The organism is Winogradskyella arenosi, from assembly GCF_003337305.1.
Classification (GTDB): domain Bacteria; phylum Bacteroidota; class Bacteroidia; order Flavobacteriales; family Flavobacteriaceae; genus Winogradskyella; species Winogradskyella arenosi.
On sequence record NZ_QPJO01000001.1, the window covers coordinates 154,450 to 168,784 of the forward strand.

Annotated in this window: 9 protein-coding genes; 3 read left to right on the plus strand and 6 right to left on the minus strand. The window is 36.4% G+C overall.

The window, feature by feature from the left end:
* The first annotated feature begins 13 nt into the window (after window positions 1-13).
* On the plus strand, window positions 14-2,404 hold the full coding sequence (locus DFQ08_RS00640) for a polysaccharide lyase 6 family protein (protein WP_114307871.1): 2,391 nt from the start codon (window positions 14-16) through the stop codon (window positions 2,402-2,404).
* A gap of 402 nt (window positions 2,405-2,806) precedes the next feature.
* Here DFQ08_RS00640 and DFQ08_RS00645 read toward each other — a convergent pair whose 3' ends face one another.
* Entirely contained in the window at window positions 2,807-4,009 is a 1,203-nt protein-coding gene (locus DFQ08_RS00645) for a T9SS type A sorting domain-containing protein (RefSeq protein WP_114307872.1), read from the minus strand.
* Between the two features lie 509 nt (window positions 4,010-4,518).
* Between DFQ08_RS00645 and DFQ08_RS00650 the strand changes: the two genes are divergently transcribed.
* A complete protein-coding gene (locus tag DFQ08_RS00650; protein ID WP_114307873.1) occupies window positions 4,519-5,586 on the plus strand; it encodes a heparin lyase I family protein in 1,068 nt (355 codons plus the stop codon).
* A gap of 253 nt (window positions 5,587-5,839) precedes the next feature.
* Here the strand turns inward: DFQ08_RS00650 and DFQ08_RS00655 are convergent, their stop codons facing one another.
* The 5 genes from DFQ08_RS00655 to DFQ08_RS00675 form a co-directional block, all read right to left on the minus strand.
* Complete coding sequence (locus tag DFQ08_RS00655) at window positions 5,840-7,396, minus strand: RagB/SusD family nutrient uptake outer membrane protein (protein WP_114307874.1); 1,557 nt, start codon at window positions 7,394-7,396, stop codon at window positions 5,840-5,842.
* Window positions 7,397-7,438: 42 nt separating this feature from the next.
* Window positions 7,439-10,492, minus strand: a complete 3,054-nt coding sequence (locus tag DFQ08_RS00660) for a SusC/RagA family TonB-linked outer membrane protein (protein WP_245935340.1) — start codon at window positions 10,490-10,492, stop codon at window positions 7,439-7,441.
* Window positions 10,493-10,903: 411 nt separating this feature from the next.
* Complete coding sequence (locus tag DFQ08_RS00665) at window positions 10,904-11,410, minus strand: LacI family DNA-binding transcriptional regulator (protein WP_114307876.1); 507 nt, start codon at window positions 11,408-11,410, stop codon at window positions 10,904-10,906.
* A 9-nt stretch (window positions 11,411-11,419) separates the two neighbouring features.
* A complete protein-coding gene (locus DFQ08_RS00670) occupies window positions 11,420-12,088 on the minus strand; it encodes a bifunctional 4-hydroxy-2-oxoglutarate aldolase/2-dehydro-3-deoxy-phosphogluconate aldolase (protein ID WP_114307877.1) in 669 nt (222 codons plus the stop codon).
* A 3-nt stretch (window positions 12,089-12,091) separates the two neighbouring features.
* Window positions 12,092-13,138, minus strand: coding sequence for a sugar kinase (locus tag DFQ08_RS00675; RefSeq protein WP_114307878.1), 1,047 nt, complete (start codon window positions 13,136-13,138; stop codon window positions 12,092-12,094).
* A 151-nt stretch (window positions 13,139-13,289) separates the two neighbouring features.
* Here DFQ08_RS00675 and DFQ08_RS00680 point away from each other — a divergent pair, with 151 nt between their 5' ends.
* Entirely contained in the window at window positions 13,290-14,306 is a 1,017-nt protein-coding gene (locus tag DFQ08_RS00680) for a LacI family DNA-binding transcriptional regulator (RefSeq protein WP_114307879.1), read from the plus strand.
* Window positions 14,307-14,335 lie beyond the last annotated feature (29 nt).

A 14,335-nucleotide genomic window follows, 5' to 3' on the forward strand; every position in this document is an offset into this window, starting at 1 on the left:
ACTATTTTAATACATGAAAACAACACAACTACTTTGCTTTATTAGTGCTTTTTTGTTGCTTCACTCTCTACCAGCGCAAGACATTAAGGTTTCTAATATAGACGAATTTAACCAAGCCCTAACTCAAGTTAAAAACGGTGGAACTATAATTCTAAAAAATGGCGAATGGAAAGATACCGACCTTCTAGCGCATGGTGAGGGAACCAAAGAAAATCCTATTATTATTAAAGCAGAAACACCTGGAGAGGTTATACTTACCGGTGATTCTAGTTTAAGCATCTATGGAAGCTATGTTATTGTTAGCGGCCTTTGGTTTAAAGATGGACATTCTACTAAAAAACATGTGGTGCAATTCCGAAAAAACTCCAAAGAATTTGCTAACCATTGCCGATTAACCAATTCTACAATTTCCTATTTTGATGTTGCTGATGATAATATAAAAAATCATTGGGTCGATTTATGGGGAAAAAACAACCGAGTAGATCATAATAATTTTACGGGCAAAAGTTCTGCTGGAACAACCTTAGTGGTATGGCTTAAAAGTGAAGAACATATTGAAAACAACCACCAAATCGATCATAATTATTTTGGCTTCCGTCCGGATTTAGGTGAAAATGGCGGAGAAACCATAAGAATTGGAACGAGCCAAAATTCTATGAAATCTTCAAAAACTATTGTAGAAAGCAACACCTTTAAATCTTGTAATGGGGAAATTGAAATTATCTCTAATAAATCTGGAGATAACATCTATAGAAACAACCTTTTTATTGAGAGTAAAGGGACGCTTACTTTAAGACACGGAAATAATGCCTTAGTTGAAAACAATGTTTTTCTTGGTAATAATGTTCCACAAACGGGTGGAATTAGAGTCATTAATGAAGGGCATATTATAAGAAATAACTTGCTGATTGGGTTGGCCGGAAATGATTATAGAGGTCCTATTGTTCTTATGAATGGGGTTCCTAATTCGCCATTAAACAGGTACCACCAAGTGAAACATGTAGACATTCAGAATAACACGATTATTAATTGTGGACCTATGACTTTTGGCGCTGGTAAGAGTGATGAGTTAAGCCTACCCCCTATGCAAACCGTATTTGCCAACAACGTAATTACCAATACCACGGGAGGTAAAATTTTAGAGATCTCAGATCGTGTTGATGGCATCACTTTTTCTGGAAACATTGTAGATAGTGAAGCCGTGGTAAATGCTAATTATTTTACGAAAACGACTATTGACTGGACGCTGTTAAAATCTTTACCAATGCCTACAGAGAACAATCCTGTTCTTAAAAGCGTAACCTCGACATCTAAAAGTCCAACTCAAGATATTACAAACACCGAGAGAACTCCTTATGTCGCTGGTGCTTTTAACCTTAATAACACTAAAGTTCCTAGAGCTTTGATTGCCCGCACCGGTCCAGGATGGAAACCTAATATTGTTGCTCCAATAACAAAGGCTGAAGATCTTATTATTGAGCCCGGTATTGGGACACTTTCTAAAGTTTTTAGCAAAGCTAAAGATGGTGATGTTATTACTTTAAAAGAAGGGGTTTATGAATTTACAAAAAGCCTTAAAGTTAGCAAATCCATTACCGTTGTTGGTTCTACTACGGGTCAAACCCTATTTAAAATGCAAGATGGTATAGAGAAACCCTTCTCTTATTTTATTCGAATTAATGAAGGTGGTGCGTTAACGTTAAAGCACATCATTTTTGATGCCGCGCATAACAGTCCGCCTAAATACGCCATTGTATCGCCAAATAAGATGGAATCTATCACCTATGCCTTAAATGTTGAAAACTGTACATTTCAAAACTTTACCACACAAAATGGAGGCAGCATTTTTAAAGCTTATGAAGGGACTTTAGCAAGTTCATTATCTTTTAAGAACAGCACGTTTAAAGACAGTTATAGAGGCTTAAATCTCTCTTATGATAAAGATAATTTTGGAAAATATAACGCTTTAGAACTAGAGATTGATAATTGTATCTTCAAAAATATTGAGGAGTTTGCTATAAATTATATTCGAAGCATCCCCGACCCAAGTATTGAGGGCGGAAAACTACAGATTATTAATAGTATTTTTGATCAAGTGGCCAATGAAGAAAAAGGACGATCTGTGATTAGCAATGGTATTCACGAGGTGCTTATAAAGAACTCAGTATTTATAAATAGTTATAAATCTCAAAACCCTGTCAATCTAAAAGGGACAAACAATGTTATTACCAATTGTTTATTTGATGATAATGGCTATCCTAAAACGAGTAAAGGGGCCAAAGAAGTTAATTTGATCTTTAAAAACCCAAAATGGGAAGACAGTAATAACTATATTCCAAGTAAAAAATCACCATTATTAAAAGCCAATAATGATACGGCTTTAATTGGCCTAAACCCTAATTGAGCGGTGCAGACCAAAGTTAAAAAAGCTAAACACAAGTCCTTGTGTTTAGCTTTTTTTATGCCTTTACTTTCTGGATTGATATGGTTAATGGTTAATGGTTAATGGTTAATGGTTAATGGTTAATGGTTAATGGTTAATGGTTAATGGTTAATGGTTAATGGTTAAAAGATCATTTTCCCCGAACAACAAACAAGAATTTAAGCTCTTAAATTTTAGAAAAATAGATTTTTATATGACTTTGAACTATAATAATGGCCCCCATTTCAAGATCATTCTCACCGCCCTAATGCTTGAAGACGGACACCAGCAACAATAATTCTTAGTCCCTCCTTTGACTTTATAGCATAGAAAAAGGCAACTTAAATTAAGTTGCCCTCTTCACTTTCTAATAATTAAAAATCACTACTCTATAATTATTCTTTTCGTTACTGAATTTACTCCAGAATTTATTTTTAGTAAGTAAACCCCTGAGGTCAATTCTGACACATCAACGGCGTCATTCATTAAACTTGTTGTTTTTAAAACACGTTTTCCTAGGATGCTAAAGATCTCTACAGAATCAATAGTCTGATCTGTACCTTTAATTGTAATATGATCATCTGCAGGATTAGGGTATACGCTTAATGTATTAAGGTTGAACTGTTCTGTTGATAAGGTTTCAGCGGTTGGGTTTAAAGCCCCGTAAACCGTATTAATACCAGCCCATCCTAAAAAGGCTGCAGGAAGTGCATCTTCATCATCAAGTTCCCAATCTGGAGCACTACCACTTGTATCTCCAATAGCCCAATCGCTAGTGGTATATCCTGTATTTGTCCCTTGTCTCATAATAATATGTGGGTCAGACCCTGGGAAATCTATAACTGTTGCTCCTGCAGTTGCCGTTTGATCAGCACCATTAACGGCCATATCTTGTGCAAAAACCACTTGTGCATAGCCTCGCTCTGGGAGTCCATTTTCAACATCATCATCTAAATAGGCTACAGAATCGTATAAAATCCAAGAGGTATGATCTCCTGTTGCATCAATATTTCCATCAAAAGCTAAACCTTCCCCACTTTCTGGGCCATCTACAGCAACACCATCAGGATCCGTTCCTCTAATTAACATATAAGAACCCGAAGCATCAGCAAAATTACCATTATACCCAATATCTGGGGTTTGTGAAGACACATTACTAGAACTACCACCCGTAACATTATTCCCTGTTAACTCTATGGTAAGCACAGTAGCATCAGGATCCATTAAAGCTGAATAAGGATTCATCGTTACTTCATTGGTGTTTTCATCCGTATAATTACAAACGATAGCAAAAATACCATTGGCACCAAAAGTTCTTGTGCCATCACCTAATTGGATTTCTTGAGTCACCTTTCCGTAGTTACTCGCATTACCATCACCGTCAATAACAAGTAACCAAAGATCATCAGGGATCACTTGATTGGCTGGTCCTCTAACTTCAATCAGCTCTTTTGTTAAGTCAGATCCATTAGGACTCACAATTAATTTGTTAATGTAATATCCTGTTCCCGTAGGAATATTACTAAATGTTTGGGCGAAGCCCATTGCTGTTACTAAAAGTAAAGCGAAGAGTAAAGGTTGTTTCATGATTGTTGTTTTTAAAAGTTACTATATTGGTTTTTTTAACAGTCTTAAGGTATTGATATAGAGAAAAAAGCCTGAATTAAAAATTGGTTTACCAATCTGGTTTACCAAATATAGTCAAAATTATTAGGAAAAACCATATTAATTAAAAAATAATTAAAATATTACACAATTGTTAATATTTGATATAAATAAATGACAATTATCATCTTTTCACCTTCAGCCCCTACCTTTAAAAGCCAGAATACACTAACCACAACACTAAAAAATTTTAAGCCTTAAAAACTCCAATAACCATAAGCCTTCAGCAGCAATTTTAGCATTATAATCAACATAGAGATATAGCTTTAATTATGCTCTTTTGAAGCCAAGAACCTATAAATCTGATTCCTTTTATATAAATCTCATAAGCCTCGTGATTTCATTAAATCGGATCCCTGTGGTTATAAAATGAGAAAATTTAGTAGTATCTTTAATCCACCAAAATTGGTTAACCAATTAATTTAAGCGTTATGAAAACACCTTTACTAACTCTGAGCATGGTTTGTTTTGCGATCTCTTGGAGTCCATCACAAACCGTTTTAAATGCCAACGGATCGGGCAATACTTATGAAGACATTAATGCCGTACTAGCCCCAGGTTATAATGCTGTAGAAGTCCCTGACTGCAGTCATCCTGAATTTGGTCGTCATATTGATGAAGTCTTTGATGCCGACCTCGATACACATGTTTTTCGTTTTATAGCCCATAAAACACCCGATAATGATCGTTGTATAAATTCTGATAGACAGCGTATAGAAATAAAAACCTATGCGTCTTCTCCAGACCATTTAAAAGCAACAGAGGGCGAAACCGTACAATACAAGTGGAAATTTAAATTGCCTTCTGATTTTCAGGTGTCATCAAGTTTTACGCACATCCATCAAATTAAATCCGTTGATGGCCCTTACGCCTCTATTCCTATGATTACCTTAACACTTCGGAAAGGAAATCCAGACCGCATAGAATTGCGCTATACGCCAACCAATTCACAAAACACCATACAAACAGCGGATCTCAACTTGCTACGTGGCCAATGGGTTGAAGTTACAGAAACCATCACTTTTGCCGATGAAGGCAGTTATGCGATTAGCCTTCAAAACCTCGCCGATAACAGTACTATTATGTCTTACACAAATACGGCTATGGATACTTGGCAAAATGGTGCTTCTTTTGCACGTCCGAAATGGGGTATTTACAGAAGTCTTAATAACAGCCAAGACCTAAAGGATGAAATGCTCCGCTTTGCCCAATTCAGCATAGAAGAATTAGGGCCTTTATCGGTTTCAGATTTTGAAGCTTTGGCTGCGGAAATCACCTTAGTCCCTAACCCTTCAAAAAACACGGTTACCTTTAAAAACGCTAGAGTAGATGATTATGATACTGTGTTGCTTTACAATACTAAGGGCGAGACAATCCCGATTAAGAACCGTCTTAAAAAATACAAATTAAACGTTGCAGGACTAAGTCCGGGGCTCTATTATATTACCTTTTTAAAAGCACAACGTCCTGTAAAAGTTTTAAAATGCGTGGTCGAATAAGCTTAGACAAAAACCAGTTTAAAGCAGGCCTTTCTTAGCGATATAAACCTATCATATAAAACCAACAGATCCTAACTTACAACCATACTATGGCTAAAGTTAGGATCTGTTTTTATGTCCTATTTAAGAGGTTTCCTTCTACTTTTGAAAACCGCCTTGCTAAGATCTTAATCTAAGGGTTTACATTACATGACCGATGCAAACCCAAAGATTTAAGACGAAAAGAGATTTCTTTTCACCCTCTAGTAAACTCTTAGTATCCCGGATTCTGTGGTAACAAATTAGGGTTACGCTCTAATTCATCCTCAGGAATTGGTAATATATAATCGGTATCAGAAAAGTTAGGTTTTGAACCTTCTAACCCTGTACTTCCAAAGACTGTATTACCAATTTTTCTTCTTGCAATATCGTACCATCTTTTCCCTTCAAAAGCCAACTCTAAACGACGCTCTTCTAAAACATCCTCTACAGTAACCGTACCGGTAAGATCTGCAGGGGCAGCACTTGGTGGCACAGTGATTTCAACACCAGCCCCTGTCATGGTTTGACCACCCATTCTTGCTCTTGCACGAACTTGATTAATATAATTTAAGGCCGCTGCATTGTTACCTAATTCTACAGCCGCTTCAGCAGCAATTAATAAAACCTCAGCATAACGAATCATTGAATAATTATGACTTGTTGCTCTCGCATTTGCACGAGCAAAAGGTTCTGGGAAACGGGTATACTTTGCAATGTATGGCACATTCTTAGCAAACTCATGACCACTAATATCAAACTGTGTATATGGATAGGCTACAGCCGGGGTGTTTTCATCATTATCATCATCAAATTTAGCAACATCATCTAAGCTTACCGCTCTTCTGTAATCATCTGCATCCCAAGTAGTGTATACGTCCAAGGTAGGTACTGCAACAGACCAGCCGCCTCCAGAGTTTCTGACATCACCTCTAATTCCTGTCATCGGAGCAATTTGATCATAAGCATTATCATCAGCTTCAAAATTGTTGTAATCTAAAGCAAAGATTGGCTCTAAAGACCCATCAATCACTTCCGCATTAAATAAGTTTTGAAAGTTTGAATCTAAAGCTAAATTGTAAGTCCCTGCGTTATTAATCACCTCAGTCGCTTCATCATAAGCATTTTGCCATTGTTCCATAGTTAAATACACTAAAGCTAAATAAGAACTTGCTGCCGCTTTAGAAGGAATTGCTCTTGAAGCTACCGTATTTGGTAACCACTCTTTAGCGAACTCTAAATCGGCAATAATTTTGGTATAAACCTCTGAAGCTGGCATTCTGCTCAATGACGTTGCTGCATCTACATCGGTAATTGGAGCGTCTATATAAGGCACATCACCAAATAATCTTACCAAGTGAAAATAGTAAAAGGCTCTAGTAAAATACGCCTGTGCCGTTACTGGGTTTTTAATTTCTGGATCTACATTAACATCTGCTGCTCCGGCAATAGCTTGGTTAGCCGCCGCAATACCTTGATATGTTTTTGGCCAAAACTCACTAATCATCCCGTTACTTGCTAAGGTGGTAAACTCTTCCATTTCTACTCTACGCGTTTCGTTAGAGGCTAAACTCACCATATCTGAACGCAACATTAAAGCGATAGAGAGTTTTCTTCCCCAAAACTTTTCGTTAATTGCGTGCGTTAAAGCGCCATCTACTGCGGTTTGAATATCTGCCGTAGTCTGAAAAAATCCATCAGGCGCTAATAAACCAACCGGTTCTTCTTCTAAATCTGAACATCCCATTATTGATACTCCTATCAATAACAATATTATTTTATATGTTTTCATTTCTTTTCTTTTTTATTAAAAATATATCTTCTCTACGTGGTCTTAAAATTTCACATTAAGACTAAAGCTCACCGACTTCACTGTTGGGTAGTTTCCGAAATCGAAACCTTGAGCCGTGTTTGCTGAAGTGTTGTTGTTTCCATTTGAACCGTAATAGTTAACTTCAGGATCTAAACCAGAATAATCTGTAAAGGTCAATAAGTTCTGTGCACTTAAGCTCAATCTTAATCGGTCTATCCCTAAATCTTCAATAAGATCTTGTGGGAAGTTGTAACCAATAGCAATGTTTTTTAAACGGATATAACTTCCATCCTCTACAAAACGTGAAGACACTTCTCTGTTACTGTTGTTTCCTACACGTGGTGTATTTGTATCGGTATTTGTCGGCGTCCATGCATTGTAGTAATTATCTCTTGTGGTGTTCGCATCACCGTTATATAACTGTGAATTGGTTAAGTTAAAAATATCACCACCTTGAGAACCTTGGAAAAAGATATTTAAATCGAAATTCTTATAGCTGAAGTTATTGGTAAATCCGAAGGTATAATCAGGGTTAGGGTTTCCAATAATTCCTCTATCGGCTTCAGTAATATCACCACTACCATCTAAATCTGCAAATAATGGATCTCCGGCAACACCACCTGGTAAGGTTGCTGATCCTGAAGGTAATGCTCCACCTTGGTAAACACCAGTGTAATCATAACCCCAGAAAAGACCTACTTCTTCACCAACTCTTAAAACATAACTTCTATCATGACTGAAGTAACTTGGTGTTGCATCAAAATATAAATCGGCATTATTAGCCAAGTTTACCACTTCATTTTTATTAAACGAGATATTAAAATCTGTTGTCCAGCTAAAATCTTCGTTTGTAATGTTTCTAGTGTTTAAATTAATTTCGAAACCGCTATTGTTAATTTCTCCAATATTAGCTAAGATATCATCTCCTGTATACCCTAAGTATTCTGTGATGGTATTGTTGGTTAAAATAAGGTCTTTAGTATCTATATCGTAGTAATCTAAAGATAATGTCACCTTGTTATTAAACAATCCTAAATCTACACCAAAATTCGTTTGGTAAGACGACTCCCATTTTAAGTTTGGGTTAGCTGCTTGTTCTGGTGTAATAGCACTTACTGTAGAACCGTTACTAGAAGCGTATAAGGTTTCAAACCTTGCTAAAGACTCGTAAGCCCCGATAGATGGATTCCCTGTTACACCGTAACTTAATCTTAATTTTAAGTTTGAAATAGACTCACTTTCTTTTAAGAAATCTTCACTAGAAACTTTCCAACCTAAAGCGGCAGAAGGGAAAATAGCGTATTTTTCATTTGCTGCGAAATTAGAAGCACCATCTCTTCTCACGGTAGCTGTTAATAAGTACTTATCATCATAATCGTAGTTAATTCTACCAAATTGCGACTGAATTTCAACTTCAGAAATTGAAGAATCTGGTTGTAAGATATTGGTTGCAGAACCTAAACCGTAGAAAGAGAAACTATCTGAGATAAATCCGGTAGCTTCTGAATAAAAGTTCTCTGAAACTGTTTTTTGGTACGAGTACCCTGCTAATAACGTTAAGTTTCCTTTTCCTATTTCTCTGTTATAGGTTAAGTAATTTTCACTTAACATCGTCGTTTCTTTATCGTGCTCTACAGAAGCTCTTCCGCTTTCAGCACCAGCCGTTTGTCTTAAAACTGAAGGTAAATAAATTCCTCGTGTCGCATTTTCTGTACTAAATCCGTACGTTGTTTTAAAAGACAGTCCTTCTAATATATCGTAATTTGCGTAGAAATTCACTCTAAAATTATCTGTCTTAGTTTCATCAATACGTTCTTTAGCCACCGCGTAAGGATTATCTACAGGATCTCCAACGGTATTACCGTAGTTATAAGTTCCATCATCGTTATAAACCGGTTGATCTGGTGCATAACGCATTGCTAAGGTAATAACATCATCACCACCCGCAGATACTGAACCATTAGATTGTGTTGCCGCTCCATTTTTAGTTCCGCGACTTCCAAAAAGGTTTAATCCTAACTTTAATTTATCTGTAGCTTGCGCATCAATATTAGACAGAAAGGTTAAACGCTCAAAATCAGAATTAATTAAGACCCCATCTTGCTTAAAGTAGTTTCCTGAAGCATAAAAATTAATTTTATCAGATCCTCCAGAGAAAGAAACTTGATGGTTAGCGGTACTTCCTGATTTGTAAATTAAGTCTTGCCAATCTGTATTCGCAGACCCTTGTACGTATGGCGTCGTTACCCCATTATTTGCTCTAATTTGGTTTTGATAATCGGCAAACTCATCAGCATTTAATAAATCTATTTCATTAGACGTACTTTGAACGGCATATGTAGAGTTAAGTTCAATAGTCAGTTTTCCGCTACGTCCTTTTTTAGTAGTCACTAAAACCACCCCATTAGAACCTCTAGATCCATAAATCGCTGTTGCCGAAGCATCCTTTAAAATCTCTAAAGATTCAATATCACTAGACTGAGGCATTGTTGCCCCCACAAACCCATCGACTACGATAAGCGGAGAACTACTCGCGTTAATAGAAGTGTTTCCTCTAATTTTAATATTGATTGGAGCTCCAGGCTCGCCACCATTATTAGATTGTACTACAACACCGGCAGCACGTCCTTGTAAGGCTTGTGTTGCTTCTAATACTGGAAAGGCGTTAAGTTCTTCAGATTTAACAGAAGACACCGCTCCTGTAATATCACTCTTTTTACGAGTACCATAACCAACCACAACAATTTCACTTAATTGACTCGAATCTTCTATTAAAGTGACGTTAATTACCGTTTGATTACCTACCGTTACATTTTGAGGTGTAAAACCAACATAGCTAAATACTAAAACTGCAGAACCATTTTCTACCTCAATACTATAATTACCATCCATATCTGTAGTGGCTCCCGTAGTGGTCCCTTTCACTAAAATATTGGCTCCTGGCAAAGGAAGCCCATCAGGCTGACTTAGAACAGTACCTGTTACTGTTTGCTGGGCATTTACTACCAAGCCAAACAAAATGGACACCACCAATGGAACCCATTTCATTTTCATAAATTTGAGTTGTTTTTGCATAAAATTAGTTTTTAATAGTTGTTTTAATATGAAACTTCAGATAAGTTATTGAGTGTGTTAAACACCTTATAGAGACAATAAAATATCTTATTAAAAATCTGGTTAACCAGATTGGTTGACCAAATATAGTTAATTAATTGTTAACTAAAACGTTTTCGTTAATTATCATTGAAGATTCTTTAAAAATTAACAAACACCTCTAATTCTCTAATAACAAAATGGTTAGCTCACAAAACAGAGGCTAAAACGCTTGAACAGCCCGAATCTAGAGCGATCACGTAAGATTTTTGTAAGTAATTTCTATGTGATTTTATCACATATTTAATAAAAATGCTTAAAAAAAACAGATTGCAAATTTGAAGGATATCCAATGAGACTTTAATAAAAAAGAAGAAGAAAAATAAGGATTTATCAATTTGCAATTAACTTTAAAAGACTGTTTTTAGAGCGTCTTTTAATTTCGTCTAAAGGCAAATTATCTTTTAAGTTTAAGACTTGGATAGGAAGAGAATTATAGCTGTAATCCGAACTTTGTTTATCGTCTTTAGACATGACGATAACACCATCTGTAGATCCATCATTTAAATTTTTGATGTAATCCATTTCTTTGTCTTTCGAATAAAACGATTGGTATAATAAAATCCTATAACCAAAATCCTCTGCCGATTTTTGCACGTAGCAAAGGGCTTGGTTATAGGATGTATTGGTAACCTCTGGTAATACAACAGCGATAATAGATTGTGATTTTTTCACCCGTAATGCTACCGCATAATTATTGGGCACGTAGTTACACTCTTGGGCTATGGCTTGTATGGCATGCCGCGTTGTTTTACTAACGTCTAGTCTATTATTTAAGGCTTTAGACACCGTTGATACGGAATAGCCTGATAGTATTGAAAGTTCCTTAATGGTTACCATTAAATGTATTTAGCTGCGTAAAGATTTAATAATCTCTAAGGCATTTTTAGTATCCGATTCAATTTTTGCTAAATCGTAAGTACCATCAGCACCTTTAGCGATTAATTTAGAGCCCATTCCAACACAAGTTACACCGGCTTTAAACCAACCTTCTAAGTTTTCTTTTGTTGGGGATACCCCACCTGTTGGCATAATGCTTGTCCAAGGTTGAGGTCCACGAATGGCCTTTACAAAATCAGGACCATAAATACCACCTGGGAATAATTTTACAACCTCACAACCTAACTCTTCTGCTCTACAGATTTCGGTTAAAGAACCACATCCTGGAGACCAAGCTACTTTACGTCGGTTACAAACAATAGCAATATCCTCTCTTAAGACAGGCGTTACAATAAAGTTTGCGCCTAAAGCCATAAAGCGTGATGCTGAAGCTGCGTCCGTTACAGACCCAACCCCCATGATCATCCCTGGTAATTCTTTAAGAACCCATTTGTTTAATTCGCCAAAAACCTCGTGAGCGAAATCACCACGTGCTGTAAATTCAAGTAAACGCGCCCCACCATCGTAAGTTGCTTTAATTACTTTTTTACTAATTTCAATATCATCGTTATAAAATAGAGGTACCATTCCGGTCTCTTTCATAACATTTGCAACTTCAATTCTTGTATAATTTGCCATAATTTATCGTGCTACACGGCCAGAAGCATCTCCGCCCATTAATTTCTCTACTTCAGAAACAGTTACTAAGTTAGCATCTCCTTTTATAGTATGCTTTAAACAAGATGCTGCAACAGCAAAATCTAACGCGTTTTGGTCATCTTCAGGGTATTTCAATAATCCATAAATTAATCCACCCATAAATGAATCTCCACCACCTACACGGTCTACGATATCCGTAATTTGATACTGACGCGTTTCATACATTTTAGAACCATCATATAAAACACCTGCCCATGTATTATGAGATGCAGAGATCGATCCTCTTAGGGTTGTAATAACTTTTTTAGCTCTTGGGAATTTTTCCATCATTTGCTTACAAACTGATAAGAACGCTTCCGCTTTTACATCATGACCATGTTTATGAACATCTAATCCTTCTGGGTGAATGCCAAAATGCTTTTCTGCATCTTCTTCATTACCTAAAACCACATCACAATACGATGTTAATTCTGTCATCACTTTTTCACGGTGAGCATCATCACAATACGTCCAAAGTTTTGCTCTATAATTTAAATCTGTTGAAATCGTTACACCCATTTCACTTGCTACTTTTACGGCTTCTAAACAAGCATCTGCAGCACCTTGAGAAATGGCTGGTGTAATCCCCGTCCAATGAAACCAAGCTACATCTTTAAACGCAGCTTTCCAATCTACCATTCCTGGTTCAATTTCAGAAATTGCAGAGTGTGCTCTATCATAAACTACTTTAGATCCTCTACTTACGGCACCTGTTTCTAAGAAATAGATCCCTAAACGGTCACCTCCGTAAACGATTTTGTCTACACCAACACCTCTTTTACGCATTTCCATCATAGCACATTCCCCAATATCATTTTTAGGTAAACGTGTAATAAAATCTACAGGAACTCCATAATTTGCTAAAGACACTGCAACATTAGATTCTCCTCCTCCATAAACAACATCAAAACTTGATGCTTGTGAAAATCTTAAAAATTGTTGAGGTGCTAATCTTAGCATGATCTCTCCAAAAGTGACTACTTTTTTCATTCTAAATATTTGTTTTATTAGTTATAAATTGTTGTTTTGCTTAAACGTTTAACCATCACTTTTAAAAATAAATCAAAACGTTAGGGTTTTGATTTATCTTGGTAAAAGCATTACTTTTGCTTAATCGTTTAAGCAAATATATAAAAACTCGGTGAATAAAAAAAGAACAACTATAAAAGACATTGCCAATGCGCTAAACATTTCTCCTGCAGCAGTTTCAAAAGCGCTACACGATGATTCTAGGATTAGTGTAAAAACCAAAGCCGCTGTTAAGCGTGTGGCTAAAGAACTCAACTATCAACCCAATCATTTGGCTAGTGCCTTAAGACGTGGAAAAAGTAATTTGGTAGGTGTTGTTGTGCCCCGTACCAATAGCAACTTCTTTTCTTCCGTGGTTGAACAAATGGAAGCCGTATTGGATAAAGCCGGTTATAATATTATTATTACCCAATCTAACGAGTCGTTTAAAAAAGAATGTAAAAACATAGACACGCTACTCTATACGCAAGTTGATGGGATTATTGCTTCTATGGCGAATGAAACGGTTGATCTTTCGTATTATGAAAAAATAAAATCGAACGGTATACCTTTGATTTTATTTGACCGTGGTGAAAATGATTTGAATGTGGATTATGTGGGAATTAATGATTACGACAGCAGTCATGTTATTGTAGAACACCTCATTTCTAAAGGCTGTAAACGCATTGCTCATATTGGTGGGTACCGACGAACCCGTATTTTCAACAACAGAATTAAGGGTTATATTGATGCCATCACTAAGAATAACCTTCCTATCGATGATAGTCTTATTATTGAAAGTTCACTGACAATGGAAGACGGACGACGCGAAATGACACATTTGTTACAGCTTGAAAATAGACCCGATGCGGTTTATGTAGCCAGTGACTATGCCGCCTTAGGAGCGCTTCAAGTTTTAAACGAACAAGGGATTAAGGTTCCTGAAGACATCCGCTTAATAGGATTTGGTAACGAACCTTTTACGTCTTTAGTTACCCCATCAATTTCTAGTATAGAACAACACAGTAAAGACATTGGTCGTATTGCCGCGGAAACCTTTTTAAAACGGGTTGCGGAACCCAAATTAAAGCAGACTTTAAATAAGATTATTTTAGATGCTGAACTGATTATTAGAGATTCTTCTCTATAAAAAAAGCGTTACTGTAGATTCACAGCAAC